General features: G+C 65.7%; 21 protein-coding genes. 14 read left to right on the forward strand and 7 right to left on the reverse strand.

What is annotated here, in order from left to right:
* Positions 1–116: 116 nt before the first annotated feature.
* The 12 genes from nifE (at position 117) to nifM (ending at position 9796) form a co-directional block, all read left to right on the forward strand.
* A complete protein-coding gene (gene nifE, locus BLR25_RS00780; RefSeq protein ID WP_091931943.1) occupies positions 117–1550 on the forward strand; it encodes a nitrogenase iron-molybdenum cofactor biosynthesis protein NifE in 1434 nt (477 codons plus the stop codon).
* Positions 1543–2937 (forward strand): nitrogenase iron-molybdenum cofactor biosynthesis protein NifN, encoded by a 1395-nt coding sequence (gene nifN / locus BLR25_RS00785; protein WP_091931946.1) that lies wholly within the window; start codon positions 1543–1545, stop codon positions 2935–2937. The genes nifE and nifN overlap by 8 nt, the downstream gene beginning before the upstream one ends.
* A gap of 13 nt (positions 2938–2950) precedes the next feature.
* Positions 2951–3367, forward strand: a complete 417-nt coding sequence (locus tag BLR25_RS00790; RefSeq protein ID WP_091931949.1) for a NifB/NifX family molybdenum-iron cluster-binding protein — start codon at positions 2951–2953, stop codon at positions 3365–3367.
* Positions 3364–3816, forward strand: a complete 453-nt coding sequence (locus BLR25_RS00795) for a SoxR reducing system RseC family protein (RefSeq protein WP_176785694.1) — start codon at positions 3364–3366, stop codon at positions 3814–3816. The genes BLR25_RS00790 and BLR25_RS00795 overlap by 4 nt, the downstream gene beginning before the upstream one ends.
* Positions 3813–4277, forward strand: coding sequence for a NifX-associated nitrogen fixation protein (locus BLR25_RS00800; RefSeq protein ID WP_091931956.1), 465 nt, complete (start codon positions 3813–3815; stop codon positions 4275–4277). Before BLR25_RS00795 ends, BLR25_RS00800 begins: the two co-directional genes overlap by 4 nt.
* Before the next feature lie 47 nt (positions 4278–4324).
* Positions 4325–4624 (forward strand): ferredoxin III, nif-specific, encoded by a 300-nt coding sequence (gene fdxB / locus BLR25_RS00805; RefSeq protein ID WP_091931959.1) that lies wholly within the window; start codon positions 4325–4327, stop codon positions 4622–4624.
* A gap of 92 nt (positions 4625–4716) precedes the next feature.
* On the forward strand, positions 4717–5640 hold the full coding sequence (gene nifU, locus BLR25_RS00810; protein ID WP_091931962.1) for a Fe-S cluster assembly protein NifU: 924 nt from the start codon (positions 4717–4719) through the stop codon (positions 5638–5640).
* A gap of 3 nt (positions 5641–5643) precedes the next feature.
* The gene (gene nifS, locus BLR25_RS00815) at positions 5644–6861 is read left to right on the forward strand and encodes a cysteine desulfurase NifS (protein WP_091931966.1); all 1218 of its coding nucleotides are present in this window, start codon (positions 5644–5646) and stop codon (positions 6859–6861) included.
* 130 nt (positions 6862–6991) lie between these two features.
* A complete protein-coding gene (gene nifV, locus BLR25_RS00820) occupies positions 6992–8119 on the forward strand; it encodes a homocitrate synthase (RefSeq protein WP_245715437.1) in 1128 nt (375 codons plus the stop codon).
* A 30-nt stretch (positions 8120–8149) separates the two neighbouring features.
* Complete coding sequence (gene nifW, locus BLR25_RS00825) at positions 8150–8458, forward strand: nitrogenase-stabilizing/protective protein NifW (RefSeq protein ID WP_091931974.1); 309 nt, start codon at positions 8150–8152, stop codon at positions 8456–8458.
* Positions 8458–8931 carry a nitrogen fixation protein NifZ gene (locus BLR25_RS00830; protein ID WP_091931977.1) on the forward strand — a complete coding sequence of 158 codons (474 nt, stop codon included), beginning with the start codon at positions 8458–8460 and terminating at the stop codon, positions 8929–8931. Before nifW ends, BLR25_RS00830 begins: the two co-directional genes overlap by 1 nt.
* Positions 8918–9796: a nitrogen fixation protein NifM gene (gene nifM, locus BLR25_RS00835; RefSeq protein WP_091931980.1), complete on the forward strand. Its 879-nt coding sequence runs from the start codon at positions 8918–8920 to the stop codon at positions 9794–9796. The genes BLR25_RS00830 and nifM overlap by 14 nt, the downstream gene beginning before the upstream one ends.
* A gap of 118 nt (positions 9797–9914) precedes the next feature.
* Here nifM and BLR25_RS00840 read toward each other — a convergent pair whose 3' ends face one another.
* The 7 genes from BLR25_RS00840 to rsxA are packed head-to-tail and all read right to left on the reverse strand — an operon-like array spanning position 9915 to position 15292.
* Positions 9915–10196 carry an RnfH family protein gene (locus BLR25_RS00840; RefSeq protein ID WP_091931983.1) on the reverse strand — a complete coding sequence of 94 codons (282 nt, stop codon included), beginning with the start codon at positions 10194–10196 and terminating at the stop codon, positions 9915–9917.
* A gap of 26 nt (positions 10197–10222) precedes the next feature.
* The gene (locus BLR25_RS00845) at positions 10223–10906 is read right to left on the reverse strand and encodes an electron transport complex subunit E (protein WP_091931987.1); all 684 of its coding nucleotides are present in this window, start codon (positions 10904–10906) and stop codon (positions 10223–10225) included.
* Entirely contained in the window at positions 10903–11541 is a 639-nt protein-coding gene (gene rsxG / locus BLR25_RS00850) for an electron transport complex subunit RsxG (protein WP_091931993.1), read from the reverse strand. Before rsxG ends, BLR25_RS00845 begins: the two co-directional genes overlap by 4 nt.
* Positions 11538–12635 (reverse strand): RnfABCDGE type electron transport complex subunit D, encoded by a 1098-nt coding sequence (locus BLR25_RS00855; RefSeq protein ID WP_091931996.1) that lies wholly within the window; start codon positions 12633–12635, stop codon positions 11538–11540. Before BLR25_RS00855 ends, rsxG begins: the two co-directional genes overlap by 4 nt.
* Entirely contained in the window at positions 12632–14143 is a 1512-nt protein-coding gene (gene rsxC / locus BLR25_RS00860) for an electron transport complex subunit RsxC (RefSeq protein WP_091931999.1), read from the reverse strand. The genes BLR25_RS00855 and rsxC overlap by 4 nt, the downstream gene beginning before the upstream one ends.
* A gap of 20 nt (positions 14144–14163) precedes the next feature.
* Positions 14164–14697, reverse strand: coding sequence for an RnfABCDGE type electron transport complex subunit B (locus BLR25_RS00865; protein ID WP_091932003.1), 534 nt, complete (start codon positions 14695–14697; stop codon positions 14164–14166).
* 13 nt (positions 14698–14710) lie between these two features.
* A complete protein-coding gene (gene rsxA, locus BLR25_RS00870; protein ID WP_091933540.1) occupies positions 14711–15292 on the reverse strand; it encodes an electron transport complex subunit RsxA in 582 nt (193 codons plus the stop codon).
* A gap of 388 nt (positions 15293–15680) precedes the next feature.
* Between rsxA and nifL the strand changes: the two genes are divergently transcribed.
* Both nifL and nifA read left to right on the forward strand, forming a co-directional pair.
* Entirely contained in the window at positions 15681–17216 is a 1536-nt protein-coding gene (nifL, locus tag BLR25_RS00875; RefSeq protein WP_218122588.1) for a nitrogen fixation negative regulator NifL, read from the forward strand.
* Positions 17207–18781: a nif-specific transcriptional activator NifA gene (gene nifA, locus BLR25_RS00880; protein ID WP_091932011.1), complete on the forward strand. Its 1575-nt coding sequence runs from the start codon at positions 17207–17209 to the stop codon at positions 18779–18781. Before nifL ends, nifA begins: the two co-directional genes overlap by 10 nt.
* The last annotated feature ends 103 nt before the right edge of the window (positions 18782–18884 follow it).

Genomic DNA, 18884 nt, shown 5'->3' on the forward strand with positions numbered 1-18884 from the left:
GGCTTCGACCGGCGCCGGTCGCGGGGCGTTTTCATGCCACCGCCAGTCGCCTCGACCCGTGCGGCTTCCCGCCCGTGGCACGCAGCTTGCAAGACGAGGTCCGAAAGGATTCCGCCATGAAGACGAGCGACATCGCCCTGCTGATCAACGAGCCCGCCTGTTCGAACAACGCGAACAAGGCCAAGGGCGGCTGCACGCGTCCAAAGCCCGGCGCGACCGCTGGCGGCTGCACCTTCGACGGCGCGCAGATCACCCTGTTTCCGATCGCCGACGTCGCCCACATCGTGCACGGGCCGATCGCCTGCGCCGGCGACTCCTGGGACAACCGGGGCACGCGCACGAGCGGGCCGGGGCTCTACCGGATCGGCATGGCGACCGACCTCTCCGAACAGGATATCGTCATGGGCCGCAGCGAGAAACGGCTGTTCCATGCCATCAAGCAGGCGATCGACACGCACGCGCCGGCTGCCGTCTTCGTCTATGCCACCTGCGTTACAGCGATGATCGGCGACGACCTGCCGGCGATCTGCAAGGCAGCGCAGGCGCGCTGGGGCGTGCCGGTGGTGCCGGTCGACGCGGCCGGCTTCTACGGTTCCAAGAAACTCGGTGACCGCATCGCCGGCGAGACGATGTTCGAGTACGTCATCGGTACGCGCGAACCCGACCCGGTGCCCGACTCGGCGCAACGCCCCGGCATCCGCGTCCATGACATCGCTCTGATCGCCGAATACAACATCTGCGGTGAGTTCTGGCACGTGGCGCCGCTGTTCGACGAACTCGGCCTGCGCATCCTTGGCGCGCTCTCGGGCGATGCGCGTTTCCGCGAAGTGCAAACGATGCACCGCGCCGAAGCGTCGATGGTCGTCTGCTCCAACGCCCTGCTCAACGTCGCGCGCAAGATGAAGGAACGCTGGGGCGTGCCGTATTTCGAGGGCAGTTTCTACGGCATTTCCGACACGTCGAAAGTCCTGCGCGAATTCGCCGCGCTGCTTGGCGATGACGACCTCACGGCGCGCACCGAAGCGTTGATCGCCCGCGAGGAAGCCAAGGTCCACGCCCTGCTCGCCCCCTGGCGCGCGCGCTTGAAGGGCAAGCGCGCCCTGCTCTACACCGGCGGCGTCAAGTCCTGGTCGATCATTTCCGCCTTGCAGGATCTGGGCATGGAGGTCGTGGCCACCGGCGTGCGCAAATCGACCGAGGAAGACAAGGAACGCATCCGCGCACTGATGGGCGAGGACACGCACATGATCGAGGACGGCAACCCGGCCGGCCTGCTCAAGATCTACAACGAGAAAGGCGCCGACGTGCTGATCGCCGGTGGTCGCAATCTCTATACGGCAATGAAGGCGCGCGTGCCCTTCCTCGACATCAACCAGGAACGCGAACATGCCTATGCCGGTTACGCCGGCATGGTCGAGATGGCGCGCCAGCTGGCGCTGACCATCGAGAACCCGGTCTGGCTGGCGGTGCGCAAACCGGCGCCGTGGGCGCACGTCAGGCGCGTCGGCCAGCCGGTCGTCATTGCGGAAACAGGAGCGCGCCATGGCTGAAATCATTCGCCGCGCCAAGGCCCTGACGGTCAGCCCGCTCAAGGCGAGCCAGCCGGTCGGCGCCGCCCTGGCCTTCCTCGGACTGCGCAACTGTCTGCCAATGCTGCACGGCGCGCAAGGCTGCACGGCCTTCGGCAAGGTCTTTCTGGTGCGCCACTTCCGCGAGCCGATCCCGCTGCAGACGACGGCGATGGACCAGATCGCCACGGTGATGAATGCCGACGAGAACGTGCTCGTCGGCCTCAAGACGATCTGCGACAGGAACCATCCCGACGTCATCGGCTTGCCGACGACCGGGCTGTCCGAAACACAGGGAACCGACATTCACCGTCTGGTACGCGAGTTCCGCGCCAAGCATCCGGAATATGCCGATGTCGCGGTGGTTCCGGTCAATACGCCGGACTTCAACGGCTGTTTCGAGAGCGGCTTCGCCCTGGCGCTCGACGCCATCATCGAAACGCTGGTGCCGGAAACGCGCCACGCACGACGGCGACATCGCCAGGTCAATGTACTGGCGTCGTCGATGCTTTCGCCGGGCGACATCGAAGCGATCAAGGACTGGATCGAAGCCTTCGGTCTGCGTCCGGTCGTCGTGCCCGACCTCGGCGATTCGATGGACGGCCACCTGATCGAGAAGCAGTACACGCCGTTGACGCTCGGCGGCGCGCCGCTTGCCGAGATTGCGGCGATGGGCGAGTCGATCGCCACGCTGGCGATCGGCCGTTCGATCGGCGCAGCGGCCGACCGGCTCGAAGCGCGCACCGGCGTGCCGACCTTCCGGTTCGACCACCTGATGGGACTCGACGCCAGCGATGCCTTCACGCACGCCTTGTCAGACATCTCCGGCGTAGCGGTGCCGGCGAAAATCGAGCGGCAGCGCGCGCAGTTGCTCGATGCGATGGTCGATACGCATTTCATGACCGGCTTCCTGCGCGTCGCGCTGGCGCTCGAACCCGATCTGCTCAAAGGCTTCGCCGACCTGTTCGCCGGCATGGGCGCCGAGGTCGTGACGGCGGTGACGCCGGCCCGCGCCGAGGTGCTCGGGAGCGTTTCCTGCCACGCTGTTCAGATCGGCGACCTGGAGGATTGCGAGCAGGCGGCCGCAGCATCCGGCGCGCAACTGCTGGTCGGCAATTCGCACGGCGACACGCTCGCCAAACGTCTGGGCATTCCGCTGTTGCGCGCCGGCTTTCCCTTGTATGACTGCGTCGGCGGCTACGCGCGCGGATGGGTGGGCTACCGCCAGTCGCGGCAAGCCCTGTTCGATATCGCCAACCTTTTCCTGGGGCAGCACCATGAGCTTCCTGCCTACCGATCCATTTACCGAACCGACGTCATGCCCACCCCCTTGCGGACGCAAGCTGGCGCTGGCCTGGTCCACCACTGAGACGGTGCCCGCGATGCTCAAGGTCGCCTTCGCCACCTCCAACCGCACGACCGTCGACCAGCATTTCGGCGCGTCGCTCGGCTTCGCTATCCACGCGATCGACGGCGAGCGCACGCGGCTCGTCGAAGTGGCGGAATTCCCCGAGGAATCGATGGACGGCAACGAGGACAAGCTGGCGCAGAAGATTTCCGCGTTGGCCGGTTGCGCCGCCGTCTATTGCCTGGCGGTCGGCGGTTCGGCGGTCCGTCAGTTGCTGGCGGCGGGGATTCAGCCGTTCCGCCTCGACGACGAACGCAGCATCGACAGTCTGCTCGACGAACTGCGTCGCGCGGCGCATGACGGCGGCGTCGCCTGGATCGACCGCATCGTGCGGCGCGCGGCCGATGCCGACCGCTTCGAGCGTATGGCCGAGGAAGGATGGCAGGAATGAACGAGACCGTCGAACGGCGCGGCGAGGTCATCCGCTTCGATGACGATGGCCTGGCGCAGGTACGGCTTGAGCGTGAGTCGGCCTGCGGCCAGTGCGGCAGTCGCGGCACCTGCGGCGCCGGACAGACAGCGGATCAAATCGTCCGCCTGCGCCTGTCGACAACGCTGCGTGTCGGCGACGCAGTGACCGTATCGACCTCGTCGGCGTCGGTCGTCGTCGCGGCATTGCTCGGCTATGCGCTGCCGGCGGTCTGTCTGCTGCTCGGCGCGATCCTCGCCGAACTCTACGCCGGCAACGACGCAGCCACGGTCGCCGGCGCCGCGCTCGGTTTCGTCGCCGGGCTGCTGATCGCGCGCGCGGTCGCGCCTGCGGCGCTCGGCAACACCCTGGCACCCAGCGCGTTGCCGGATCACTGCAGCCACACTTTTCACCCCGGAGCACCCTCATGACCACGATTGCCAACCCGTTCGACACGCTGCGCGAGACCGACTTCATCAAGGAAATGGTGCGCCAGATGCGCGCGCTCGACAGCTACGGACAATTCGACGGGCAACCCGCCGAGCGCCTGCTCGATCCCTTCGTCCTGACCAAGGAGCGCAAGGCCGAGATCCCGCTCATCGGCGATCCCGACGAAACCACGATCGCCTGCGTGCGCGCCTTCTACAACGCGATCTCCGTAATGATCGAGAAGGAATGCGGCCTGATGGCCGTGCCGCTGGTGCATCTCTCCTACGAAGGCTTCGGACGTGTGCTGATCACGGTCGGCAAACTGGTCGTGCTCGACCGCACCCTGCGCGACGTGCATCGCTTCGGCTTCGAGAGTCTGTCGAAGATGAAGAACGAGGCCGACAAGTATCTGGCGGTGGCGCTGGAGATCGTCGGCAAGTACCCGGAAGTTGCCGGACTGTAGCCCCCCCTTTTTTTCTACCCCACCCTTTTTTGATTGAGGAAACTGACATGGAAAACATCACTGGCCTGACCCTCGGCGGCACTCCCTGGACACCTGAGTTCATCACCGAAATCAATCCCAAGAAGTGCATCGGCTGCGGCCGTTGCTACAAGGTCTGCTCGCGCGATGTGCTCGACCTCATGGATCGCGGCGAGGACATGGACATCGACGACGAGGATTACGACGAGGACGATACCGCCTCGGTCATGACGATCAAGAACGCCAAGGACTGCATCGGCTGCGGCGCCTGCAGCCGGGTCTGCCCGAAGGGCTGCTACAGCTATTCGGCCAGCCCGGTGATGGCGTGATCGCCTGGCGAGGCCCGCTTCCGGATACCGCTCAGTCGCTGCAATGACATCGAAGTTGGCCGCTGCATTTTTCAAACATCAGGAGTCGCGCCATGTGGGACTATTCCGAAAAAGTTCGTGAGCATTTCTTCAATCCGCGCAATGCCGGTCCGATGGCCGATGCCAACGCCGTCGGCGACGTCGGTTCGATCCAGTGCGGCGACGCGCTGCGTCTGATGCTCAAGGTCGACCCGCAGAACGAGCGCATTGTCGACGCCCACTTCCAGACTTTCGGCTGCGGCTCGGCGATCGCTTCGTCATCGGCGCTGACCGAGATCGTCAAAGGCATGACGCTCGACGAAGCCTTGCAGGTGTCGAATCAGCAGATCGCCGATTATCTCGACGGACTGCCGCCCGAGAAGATGCACTGCTCGGTGATGGGACGCGAGGCCTTGCAGGCGGCGGTCGCCAACTACCGCGGTGAAGCCTGGTCCGACGATCATGAAGAAGGCGCGATGGTCTGCAAGTGCTTCGCCGTCGATTCGGTGCTGATCGAGGACGTCGTGCGCGCCAACACGCTGACCACCGTCGAGCAGGTGACGCAGTACACCAAGGCCGGCGGCGGCTGTTGCAGCTGTCATGAAGGCATCGAGGAAATCCTGGCCAGGACATCGGCCGAACACTGCACCGCACCGATGCCTCCGTCATTGGCTGAACTGCCTTCGGCCTCGACGACTGACGCCGTGCCCGAGCCGGTTATCGAGGCCGAGAGCAAACCGCGCCTCACCAATTATCAGCGCATGCGCAAGATCGAGGAAACGATCGAGGCCATCCGTCCGATGCTGCAACGCGATCACGGCGACATCGAAGTCGTCGAGATCAACGGCAAGAACATCTACGTCAATCTCAAAGGCGCCTGCCAGGGCTGCATGATGGAACAGGCGACGCTCTCCGGCATCCAGGCGCAGCTCGTCGAGGCGCTCGGCGAATTCGTGCAGCTGCTGCCGGCGGCTTTGCTCGCGCAGGCGCGGAGGTAAGCGATGACCCCGATCTATCTCGACAACAACGCGACGACAGCCTGCGATCCGGCGGTGGTCGCGGCGATGCTGCCGTACTTTACCGAACAGTTCGGCAACGCCTCGTCGATGCACAGCTTCGGCAACCAGGTGGCACAGGGTCTGAAGGGAGCCCGCGGTGCGGTGCAGCAGTTGCTCGGCGCCGAATTCGATTCCGAGATCATCTTCACCTCCTGCGGCACCGAGTCCGATTCGACGGCGATCCTCTCGGCGCTGCGGGCGCAGCCCGAACGCAAGCAGATCATCACCACGGTGGTCGAGCACCCGGCGATTCTGGCGCTGTGCGAGCATCTGGAGAAGGAAGGCGTGGTCGTCCATCGCCTCAAGGTCGATAAGCGGGGACGGCTCGACCTCGACGAATACAAATCCCTGCTCTCGCCGCGCACGGCGATCGTCTCGGCGATGTGGGCCAACAACGAAACCGGCACGCTGTTTCCGGTCGAGCAAATGGCGGCGATGGCGCGGTCTGTCGGCGCGATGTTCCACACCGACGCGGTGCAGGCGGTCGGCAAGGTGCCAATCGACCTCAAGTCGAGCAAGATCGACATGCTCTCGTTGTCCGGGCACAAGCTGCATGCGCCCAAGGGCATCGGCGTGCTCTACCTGCGGCGCAACACGCGCTTCCGTCCGCTCCTGCGCGGCGGCCACCAGGAACGCGGCCGGCGTGCCGGCACGGAGAACTCGGCGTCGATCGTCGGCCTCGGCAAGGCGGCCGAACTCGCCCTCGAACACATGACGTTCGAGAACACCGAAGTGAAGCGCCTGCGCGACAAGCTCGAAGCCGGCATCCTGGCGCAGGTGCCGCATGCCTTCGTCACCGGCGATCCGGCCAATCGCCTGCCGAACACCTCGAGCATCGCCTTCGAGTATGTCGAGGGCGAAGCAATCCTGCTCCTGCTCAACCAGCAGGGCATCGCGGCGTCGAGCGGCTCGGCCTGCACCTCGGGATCGCTCGAACCCTCGCATGTGATGCGCGCCATGGGCATCCCGTACACGGCCGCGCACGGCACCATCCGCTTCTCGCTGTCGCGCTACAACCGCGAGGAAGAGATCGATCGCGTCATCGCCGCGGTGCCGCCGATCATCGCGCAGCTGCGCAAGCTCTCGCCGTACTGGAACGGCAACGGGCCGGTCGACGGCGCGGCCGCCGGGGCGGTCACATTCGCACCGGCCTACGCGTGATCCACGCCGTGTCGGCTTTGCGACAAAAGGCGCTGCGTCGTTCCGGCGCCGATTCGCAAGCGATTGAAAAGGCGTGACAAATCATTCTGGCACTGGAATTGCTGTTGTATCTCCAGGAGGTAACATGGCCATGACACGCACTACCATCCCGGTGATCAACGACACCACACTGCGCGACGGCGAACAATCGGCCGGCGTCGCTTTCAGCCTCGACGAAAAACTCGCGATCGCCCGCCAGCTCGATGCCATCGGCATTCCGGAACTGGAGGTCGGCATTCCGGCGATGGGCGCGCTCGAACAAGAGAGCATCCGGGCCGTCGCCGGTCTTGGCCTCGCCGCGCGCCTGATGGTCTGGACGCGGATGTTGCGCGCCGATATCGACGCCTGTGCCGGCCTGGGGATTCATCTCGTCGATATTTCCGTCCCGGCCTCCGACCAGCATCTCGCCTACAAGCTGCGCAAGGAACGCGGCTGGCTGCTCGACCAGTTGCCGGCGCACATCGCCTACGCGCTCGACGCCGGCTTCGAGGTCGCCGTCGGCGCGGAAGACGCGTCGCGCTCCGATCCCGGTTTTCTCGCGCAGATCGCCGACGTTGCCCAGAAGGCCGGCGCGCGTCGCATCCGCTTCGCCGATACGCTCGGCGTGCTCGATCCGTTCTCGATGGCCGAGCGGATTGCCGACCTGCGCCGCCGCACCGATCTTGAAATCGAAATTCACGCACACGACGATCTCGGCATGGCGACGGCCAACACGCTGGCCGCGGTGCGAGCCGGGGCGACGCACGTCAACACGACGGTGAACGGCCTCGGCGAACGCGCCGGCAACGCGCCGCTCGAAGAAGTCGTGCTCGGCCTGTTCCAGTGCCACGGCATCGACGCAGGCATCGACCTGAAGGGATTCCCGCGCGTGTCGGAACTCGTGGCCTGCGCCTCCGGGCGACCGGTACCGTGGCAGAAGAGCGTCGTCGGCGAAGGCGCCTTCGCGCACGAATCCGGCGTGCATATCGACGGACTGATCAAGAACCCCGACAACTACCAGGGTTTCGACCCGAGTCTCGTCGGCCGCCAGCATCGTTTCGTGCTCGGCAAGCATTCCGGAAAAGTCGGCGTTCAGGCCGTGTACGCGTCGCTCGGCGAGCGGATCGCCGACGCCGAGGCGGCGCAGATTCTGGACAGCGTCCGCGATTTCGTGAACGCGGCGAAACGGCCGCCATCGTCGCAAGAGTTGCTGGCACTGCTGGAAGGCGCGCGGCACTAGGCGCGGCGAGACATAAGCGAGGACATTGCAATGAGCATCGAACTTGAAATGGCCGAACTGGAATCGGCCGAGGACTTCCTGACCTACTTCGGCATCGCCTACGATCCCGGTGTCATCCAGATCTGCCGGCTGCACATCCTGCAGCGCTTTCACGACTACCTCAAACACCGGGCCGACACAGCCCCCCCGACCCACGAGCAGTATCGCGACTGCCTCGCACGCGCCTATGAGGACTTCGTGCATTCGGATGCGCAGACCGAGAAGGTCTTTCGCGTCTTCAAGCGCGCCGCCGGTATCGCCACGGTGCCGCTGTCGTCGATCCGGCGCGCGAGGCCGTGATGCAGACGCGCTGGGATATTGGCGAGTCGGTCCGCGTCGTGCGCAACCTGCGCAACGACGGCACCTTTGCCGGCACCGCCGTCGGCGAACTGCTGATCCGCGCCGGCAGCACCGGCACGATCGTCGACGTCGGCACTTTCCTGATCGACCAGGTCATCTACACCGTCCACTTCCTCGATGACGATCGCATGGTCGGCTGTCGCGAAGAAGAGCTGGACGACATCGACGCCCCCTGGCTGCCGAGCCGCTTCGGTTCGCGCGAACGCGTCGCCTCGGCGCAGCGCCTCAAGCTCGGCGCCGAACTGACGATTGCGCCGGGGACGGTCGGCGAGGTGCTGCGCGTGCTGCGCGACGGCGCTGCCCCCGTCTATCACGTCCATTTCGACAGCCATCGCGGCCGTGTCTTCGCGGTGCCGGAGTCGGCGCTGCGTGCGTTGGAGGAAAGATTGGAGAAGCGTCATGAAATCGCCTGAACGAAACAACTCCGACACCCACGCCTACCTCGTGCTGAAGCTGGCGCAGGAACTGTTCCGCAAATCGCCGACGGCGCTGACGGCCGAGGAGCGTGCACGCGTCGATCAGGTGGCGCGACGCCAGCGCGAGATCGAGCGCCGCATCCTCGCGGCGCCCGAGGCGGCCGGCGTGCATTTGCCGGCGGCATCGGTCGACACGGCGTTCGCCGATGTTCGTTCGCGTTATGCCAGCCGCGAGGAACTCGACGCCGCGCTCGACGCGGCCGGGCTCGACCTTATCTCCTTGCGCGCCTCGATCGAACGCGACCTGCGTTTCGAGGCGGTGCTGGAGCGCGTGTCCGCCCGCACGCCGACGCCCAGCGACATCGACGCCGAGATCTTTTACCTGATGCACCGCGATCGCTTTCATCGCCCGGAAAACCGTACGCTGCGCCATATCCTGATCACCATCGACGATGCCGTGCCGGGCAGCGAGCGCACGGCAGCGTATCGCACGATCGCGGCGATCCGCGCCCGCGTCATCGCGACGCCGTCGCGCTTCGCCGACGAGGCGCTGCGTTATTCGCAATGCCCGAGCGCCGTCGAGGGCGGCCTGCTGGGTACCGTGCGGCGCGGCCAGCTGTTCGCCGAACTGGAACCGACGGCGTTCGCCTTAGCGCTCGGCGAGGTGTCTGACATCGTCGAATCGCCAATGGGCTTTCACATCTTCCATTGCGTCGCCATCGAGGATGACAGCGTGATTCCCTTCGTGGCAGTACGCGAGAAGATCCGCACCGCGCTGGCCGAATCGCAGCGCGCACGCGCGCAAAAAGCCTGGATCCGGCAGTTGTTTGCCGACGATCAGGCGGCGGCACGGGCGGCGTAGCGCCGGTTCGAGTTCTCCGCGCAGGAACGGGGGCGGCAGTCGATTCAGGCGCAGTTCTCACCGCCGCGCGGCGGTCAGCCTGCCGCGCGGTCCGGAGGCAAGGACCGGATCCTCTTTCTCATTCGTCATCATCGGCGCCGACACCGTCGCGGCGCGGCACCGTCTGCGGATCGCAGACGATCGGACGGTAGATCTCGATGCGATCGCCGGGACGCAGCGCGGTGTCGGGCTTGACCACCTTGCCGAAGATGCCGACCTTCTGCGCGTCGAGATCGATCGTCGGAAACTGCTGCAGGATGCCCGACCGGTCGATCGCCTCGCGCACCGTCGTCGCTTCGGGAACGTCGATGGTCATCCAGACCTGCTGGGCATGTTCGGAATAGGCGACACCGATTTGCATGGAGTTCTCCTGGATGGGGCAATCTATCAGTGACAGCCGGCGACGGCATCGGGAACGGCTGTCGCCGGCGTCGTGCGGGCGGCGGCCCGTAATTCAAACAAACGACGCAGCGCGAGCAACAGACCGAGGACAAGGAAACCGGCCGGCGGCAAGATCATCATCAGCATGCCGCCGTAATTGGGAAGGACCTTGATTTCGAGGAAGGCGAACGCCGGACCGAGCAACAGGCTGGCCTGCGCAAACAAGGTGCCGGCGCCGATCAGTTCGCGGATCAGGCCGATCACCGTCAGCGAGGCGGTAAAGCCGAGACCCATGAACAGGCCATCGAGCGCCGAGGCGAGCACGCCCGAACGCGAGGCAAAGGCTTCGGCGCGGCCGAGCACGGCGCAGTTGACGACGATCAGCGCGATGAACAGGCCGAGCACGCGATAGAGGTCGTGCATCCAGGCGTTGAGGCTCATGTCGACCAGCGTGACCAGCGTCGCGATCAGGACGATATAGACCGGGATACGCACCTGCGGCGAGACAAAGGCGCGCACCGAAGAAATCAGCATGTTCGAGCAGACGAGCACGGCCGTCGTCGCCAAGCCCATGCCAAGTCCGTTGGTACCGCTGGTGGTGACGGCCATCGTCGGGCACATGCCGAGAATCTGGGACAGGACGATGTTCTGGTCCCAGAGACCGTTGCGGGAAATTTCACGGAAATTCATCGCGTGGACTCCTTCGGCGAATCGTTGAGAATTTCGGCGCGATGCGCGGCGTAGAACTCAAGGCCCTGGCGGACCGCCTTGACGACCGCGCGCGGCGTGATGGTGGCGCCGGCGAACTGGTCGAAGACGCCGCCGTCTTTTTTAACGGCCCATTGCGCCGGCGGCGGCGACGACAGCGACTTGCCGGCGAAATCGTCGATCCAGCGGCTTTTCGCGCTTTCGATCTTGTCGCCGAGCCCCGGCGTCTCCTGATGTTTGATGACGCGCGCGCCCAGCAGGCGGCCGTCGCGATCGAGTCCGATCAGGATGTTGATGTCGCCGGCATAGCCACGGCCGCTGACCTGGAAGACCGTGCCGCAGATGGCGCCGGCAGCCGTGCGGGCGCGATAGACGGTGCGCGGCGGCCCGTCGCCACCGCTGACGAGGATCGTGTCCCGGACGAGATCGTTGCTGGCGAAGCCGGACGGCAGCACCTGTTCGAGCGACGTCTGGAGATCGCGCTGTTCGGCCGCGGCGATCCCCGGCAGCGTGGCGGTATTGGCGACGACGAGGGCGAGGCCGCTGAGCATCGCGACGATGCCGAGCGAGACCGGCTGGTACGCGAGTTTGTCGCGCCACAGGGCAAGCGTGCTCATGATTTGGCTCTTTCTGTCTCCGGGTTGAGCGGGGCGCCGCGCCAATCGCGACCGAGGATGCGCGGGCGCAGGTAGCGATCGATCACCGGCGTCAGCGCATTCATCAGCAACACGGCGAAGGCGACGCCCTCGGGATAACCGCCCCAGGTGCGGATGATGAAGGTGAGCAGGCCGCAGCCGGCGCCGAAAACGAGTTGTCCGGCCTTGGTGTTCGGCGATGTGACGTAATCGGTGGCGATGAAGAACAGACCGAGTGTTGCGCCGCCCGACAGCAGGTGGGTGGCGACATCGAGGTATCGGGCCGGATCGACGGCATGAGCGATGGCGGCGGGAACGACGAGGCCGGCCGCCATCGCCGCCGGAATATGCCAGCGGATGACGCCGGTAATCAGCAGCAGCGCACCGCCGGCGGCAATCAGCAGCGACGCCGTCTCGCCGAGGCTGCCGGCGCGGGCGCCAATCAGCGAACTGGCCGGCGCGGCGGCGCCCGAAAGCGCGTGGACGAGATCGACGCCGCGCGACAGTTCGGTCTTGGCGAAACTCAGCAGGGAGGCGCTGGCAATGGCGTCGAGCTGAGGAACGCCGTTGAGCAGGATCATCAGCCCGTCATGCAGGCCGGGCGCGGTCGCGGCCGTGATCGGCAGCGGCGCGACCCAGGCGGTCATCGGCACCGGAAACGAGATGAGCAGGAAAACGCGCGCCACCATGGCCGGATTGAACAGATTGCAGCCGAGTCCGCCAAAGACCTGCTTGGCGATGACCGTGGCAAACAGGCCGCCGAGCGCGCCGATCCACCAGGGCGCCCACGGCGGCAGCGACATCGCCAGCAGCCAGCCGGTCAGCAAGGCGGAGCCGTCGCCAAGAACCGCGGCGACGGGCCGCTCGGAAAGACGCAGGCAGAGCGCCTCGCCAGCGAGCGCCGAGAGGACGGTGACCAGCCAGAGGAATATCGCCGGCCAGCCGTAGAGCCAGAAGGCAAACAATGTCGCCGGCATCAGCGCGGCGCAGACCGTCAGCATGATGCGTGAAATACTGTTGCCGGTCAGATGATGCGGTGAGGCCACAGGCGGCAGGCTGATCGATGACGGGTTCATGCGGCATTCTCCGTGGACAAAGCGGCCTCGGCGGCGGCCTGCGCCGCTTTCTGCGCGGCCCGTTCGGCCTTGCGGCGCGCGGCCGTTTCGGCCTTCTCCCGCGCGTCGCGTTCGAGCCGGACCGCGCGCTCGGCGGCCAGTTTCCGGGTCGCTTCCATGCGCAGCGTGCTGCGTTCCTGCGCCCAGAGTTCGCTCTTGGCGTGGCTGAAGTACTGCACCAGCGGCAGGTGCGAAGGGCAGATATAGGCGCAGCAGCCACAGGCGATGCAGTCCGGGAGACCGAGCACGGCGGCATCCTTGAGACGGTCGTTGCGGATCAGCGCCGCCATCTCCAGCGGCAACAGGCCGACCGGACAGGCCTGCGTGCAACTGCCGCAGCGGATGCAGGGGCTCGGCGGCGGCGTCGCGATATCGTCCTCGTTGAAGGCGAGAACGCCGGCCGTCCCCTTGACGACCGGCACCTGTGCATGCGGCAGCACGCTGCCCATCATCGGACCCCCCATGACGAGCCGCGCCGGCTCGCTCTTGAGTCCGACGAAGTCGAGCAGATCGGACACCAGCGCACCGACCGGCACCATGAGGTTACCCGGCTGCCACACGGCGCCACCGTTGACGGTGACAATGCGGCGGATCAGCGGCTCGCCGAGGCGCAAGGCACGATGCACGGCGTTGGCCGTGCTGACGTTGTTAACGATGACACCGACATCGGCGGCGCGGCAGTCGGACGGCACCTCCTTGCCGGTCAGCGTCTGGATCAGCTGGCGGTCGGAGCCCATCGGATAGCGCGCCGGCACCGGCCGCACCGTGACCTCGGCGAAGCCGGCGGCGGCGCGGCGCATGGCGGCGATCGCTTCGGGCTTGTTGTCTTCGATGCCGACCAGCGCCTCGCGCGCGCCGATCGCGTGCATCATCAGCCGGATGCCATCGACGACGTCGGCGGCGTGGTCACGCATGATGCGGTCATCGCAGGAGAGATAGGGTTCGCACTCGCCGCCGTTGACGATCAGCGTCGTCACCTTCGAGCGCTTGCCGAGCGCGAGCTTTGCCGCTGAAGGGAAGGTGGCGCCGCCGAGCCCGACGATACCGGCGGCGGCGACGCGTTCGGCGATCTCATCGGGCGCCAGCGCGAACGGGTCGGCGACGATGTCGATGTCGCCGGCACTGTCGTTGCCGTCCGGGATGAGCGTGATGGCGGAGAAGGGTAGCCCCGAGGGATGCGGCGCCGTGATCTCGCCGATCGCCGCGACGGTGCCCGAGGTGGACGCATGCACCGGCGCCGAAATGCGACCCTGCGCTTCGGCGACCAATTGTCCCTTGCGGACCTTCTGTCCGGGCAGCACGATCGGCCGCGCCGGCTGTCCGACGTGCTGCTGCAGCGGCAGGTAGAGACGTTCCGGCAGCGGCAGCTGGCGCAAGGGCGCATCGGCGGCCGGCCGCTTGTGGTCGTCGGGATGGACGCCCCAACGCGGCGCGGCAAACCGGTGCAGGAAAGTTTCGATCAGGCCCATGACAATATCCTCAGGCGGGTTCAGGCAAGTGCGGGCGCCGGTTTCGGCCAGACCCAATGCGGCAGCGTGACGGGAACGGGCTGCAGCGTCGCCGCGCCGGTCGGACAGCGCTCGATGCAGTTGCCGCAGCCGGTGCAGGCTTCGCGAATGACGTTGTGAATCTGCTTGGGCGCGCCGATCATCGCGTCGGTCGGACAGACCTTCAGACAGCGGCAGCAGCCGATGCAGATTTCCTCGGCGATGACGGCGAGCTTGGGCCCGTCATCGACGATGTCGCCGAGATCGACGCTGATGCCGAGTTTCTCGCCGAGCATCGTTGCCAGGGCCTTGCCGCCGGCCGGGCAAACCGTGACGGTGGCACTACCTTCGGCAATCGCCTGGGCGGCCGCGGCACAGCCGGCCATGCCGCATTGCCCGCAGTTGGAGCCGGGCATCAAGGCAATCAGTTCGTCGACGAGCGGATCGCCCTCGACGGCGAAGCGCGTGGCGGCGACACCGAGGCCAAGGCCGAGAAGGGCGCCGAGAAGGGTCAGGCTGATGACGGCGGCAAACATCGCGATCGATCTCCTAGCTGAGGTTGAGTCCGGAAAAGCCCATGAATGCGAGTGACATCAGGCTGGCGAGGATGAAAGCGATCGGCGCTCCGGAAAATGCTGCCGGAATACGGGCGAGCGCGAGTCTTTCGCGCATCCCGGCGAACATCACCATGGCGATGCTGAAACCGGTCGAGGCGCCGAAGTCGTAGATGACGGCCGTGACGAAACTCTGTCCTTCCTGCGTGTTGATCAGGGCCAGCCCCAGCACCGCGCAGTTGGTGGCGATCAGGGGCAGGTAGATGCCGAGCGTCTGGTAGAGCGAGGGCGCCATCTTGTGAATCACCATCTCGGTAAATTGGACGATGGCGGCGATGACGAGGATGAAGGAAATGATGCGCAGATAGCCGAGGCCGAGCGGCGCGAGCAGCCAGTGTTCGATGTTCCAGCACACCGCCCCGGCCAGGACGATGACGAAGGTCGTCGCCATGCCCATGCCGAGGGCGCCGTCGATGCGCTTCGACACGCCCAGGAACGGGCAGAGCCCGAGAAACTTGACCATCACGACGTTGTTGACGAAGGCGGTCGTAATCAGCAGCGCAATGTATTCACCCATGATGGCTCGATTGAATCGCGTGAAAGTGAGGAAAGGCGCAAGGCCGGAATAGTCCTTTGCCGGTCCTGATTCACGAATCGTGCCAAGCGCGCTCGTCGCCTCCCCGAAAATGTGCGGTCGCGCCATAAACCGCACCGTTACGGTGTTTTCGGTGAGCGCCCGGGCGAGCGGCGCGTCGTCGGAATTGCCTCAGGAATGTCGCAAGTCCGACAAGCTGCGACAAAGCCGACAGACGGGCGATGTCCCTGCCGGCATAAGGGACAAGATCGGGAACAAGATCTGGAACAAGCGTAAACAACGGCAAATTGCCGACCGTGCCCGGCATCGCAGGGGACGGCCAATGGCACGGAACCTGCATCGGACTCGTTACATGACACAGGAAACGATCATGAACACTCCGCAGTCGACACACGGATCGCCGACGACCATCGTGCCGCAGATTTTCGAGCAGGCGGTCGAGCAGGCAGACATCGCGATCTCGATTTCCGACGTGAACGCGACGATCATCTATGTCAATCCGGCCTTCGTGCGGATGACCGGCTATGCGCCGCATGAACTGGTCGGTGCCAACCAGTCGATCCTCTCGAACAAATCGACGCCGGTGGCGGTGTATGACGAATTGTGGGCGGTCATCTCGCGCGGGCTGGCCTGGAACGGCCGCCTCGTCAACCGGCGCAAGGACGGCAGCAAGTATCTCGCCGATCTCCTCATCACGCCGGTCGTCGATGGCGACGGCGAGATCAGCCACTATCTCGCCCTGCAGCGCGACGTCACGCCGCTGCACCGCCTCGAATGCGAAGTCGCCGGCCAAAAGGCGCTGATCGAAACGGTCGTTGATTCGGCGCCGCTCGTCATCGCGCTGGTCGATCGTCATGACAAGGTCGTGCTCGACAATCACGAATACAAGAAGCTGATGGGCGACCTGCGCATGGTCGAACCGGCGCGCCTGATCCTCGACGCGGTGCGCGCCGACGGTACTGTGCTGCGCCCGTCGGTGCGCATCAGCGACCCGGCGTTCAGCGAACACGAACTGCGCCTCGAGTCGCCGGCCGGACCGCGCTGGTTTTCCTGTTCGGGCCTCTGGGTGCAGCGCCAGCCCGGCGATGCTGACGGCTTTTTTCACCGGCGCGACGACTGTTATCTCCTGCTCATCGCGCGCGAGACGACACGCCAGCGCGCCGAACAGGAAAAGACCCGTATGGCCTTGCTGCAAGCGATGATGGCCGAGGAAAGCCGCATCGACACCTTGCAGGAATCGCTGTCGGCGGCGGTGTACAAGATCGAGGGACCGGTCAATGTGATGGCCTCGGTGATGGCCACGATCGAGCGACGCTCCGGCCTCGATCCTGCCGCCGCCGCGCTACGCGAGGCGCTTGCCGCCTGTCGCGAGACGGTGGAGACCTTGCGCGCCGTCATCCCCGAACACCGGCCCGAATCGCAGACGACCGTCAACATCAATGAAGTGATGCGCGATGTACTCGACATCAGCACCGAACGCATGCTGGCGGCAGGGATCACCGTGCACTGGCAGCCCCAGGCGGTGATGCCGCCGGTGCTGGGCTATGCCAAGCGCTTGCGCACGATGTTCAAGGCGATCGTCGACAACGCCATCGACGCGATGAATGCCAAGGGCTGGACGCAGCGCGAACTGCGCGTGACGACGCGCGCCGCCAGCGGCAACATCAGCGTCATCATCGAGGACAGCGGACCGGGGATCCCGATCGCCCTGCGCCTTAAAGTCTTCGAGCCTTTCTACTCGACGCGCAAGGCCGGCGGGCAGCATCTTGGCACCGGATTGTCATCGGCGCAGCAGGTCGCCGCCGTCCATGAGGGCGTCATCAGGATCGAAGCCGGCGATGCCGGCGGTTGCGCCATGCATGTGACATTGCCGGCCTTGCGCAAGGGAAGCCTGCCATGGTCCTGAGCAACGAATCCACCCGGCCGGGGCTGACGACGCTGCGCCGGATCGAACTCGAAACGCTCTATGGCGTCGGCGAGATTCTCTCGCGCACGCTCGACTTCCGTCATACGCTGCGCGAAGTGCTGCGCACACTCGACGAGCACGCCGGCATGAGCCGCAGTCTGGTCACCGTCGTCGATCCGGAGAGCGGCGACCTCGTCGTCCATGCGGTCAGCATCGACGAGGAAGGCGACCGCGGCGACATCCGCTATCAGCCGGGAGAGGGACTGCTCGGGCTGATTCTCGACGAGAAACGCACGATCGCCCTGCCGCGCGTCGGCGACGAACCACGCTTTCTCAACCGTCTCGGCGTCTTTGATCGCCGTCTGCCCTTCATCGCCGCGCCGATCAGTCTGGCCGGCAAGCTGCAGGGCGTGCTCGCCGTGCAGCCGAACACGCCGGACGACGGCCTGCTCGAAGAACGCACGCGCTTTGTCGAAATGGTCGCCAACCTGATCGGCCACAGCGTGCGCCTCTCACTCGACATCGAGCGGGAAAAGAAGACGCTGGTCGAAGAACGCGACAACCTGCGCCGGACGGTGCGCCATCAGTACGGCTTCGACAACATCGTCGGTCGCTCGGCGGCGATGCGCCGCGTCTTCGACCAGGTGCGCATGGTGTCGAAGTGGAACACCACCGTACTGCTGCGCGGCGAGACCGGCACCGGCAAGGAACTGATCGCCAACGCCATCCACTACCATTCGCCGCGCTCGGGCGGACCGTATGTGCGCCTCAACTGCGCGTCCTTGCCCGAGAACCTGCTCGAATCCGAATTGTTCGGCCATGAAAAGGGCGCCTTCACCGGCGCCGTCAGCGCACGGCAGGGGCGCTTCGAGATGGCCGACGGCGGCACGCTGTTCCTCGACGAAATCGGCGAAATCTCGCCGGCGTTCCAGGCCAAGCTGCTGCGCGTGCTGCAGGAAGGCGAACTCGAACGCGTCGGCGGCACGCGCACGCTCAAGGTCGATGTGCGTGTCATCGCCGCGACGCACCGCGACCTCGAAGCTGCCGTCGATGCCGGCAACTTCCGCGAAGACCTCTACTATCGCCTCAACGTCATGCCGATTGCATTACCGGCGCTGCGCGAACGGCTGGAAGACGTGCCCGATCTTGCCAGTTTCCTCGTCCGGCGCATCGGCGAAACGCAGGGCCGGCGGATCGTGCTGACCGACGCGGCGATCCGGCGCCTGAGCCAGTACGGCTGGCCGGGCAATGTGCGCGAACTGGAAAACTGCCTGGAGCGGGCAACGGTGATGTCCGAGTCGGGCACCGTCGACGCCGACCTGATCCGCATCGACCGGCAACGCGAGATGCCCGCCGTGCCGGCCACCACCTGGGACATGCCCCCGACGCCAGAGGTTGCCCCTCCGTTCGGCAACGACGCCGAACCCGACGAACGCGCCCGCGTCATCGCCGCGCTTGAGCAAGCCGGCTGGGTACAGGCCCGCGCCGCACGCCTCCTTGGCATGACGCCGCGTCAGATCGCCTACCGCATCCTGACGCTCAACATCGAAGTGAAAAAGCTGTAGACGACACGGATATGACGATTCGTGAGCCGAATCGTCATATCCGTGCGATCCGCAGCTGCCGGCGTCACACCGGCGATCACGCGCCTTCCCGTGTGGCCTTTGT

It is taken from the genome of Propionivibrio dicarboxylicus (assembly GCF_900099695.1).
GTDB classification, from domain to species: Bacteria; Pseudomonadota; Gammaproteobacteria; order Burkholderiales; family Rhodocyclaceae; genus Propionivibrio; species Propionivibrio dicarboxylicus.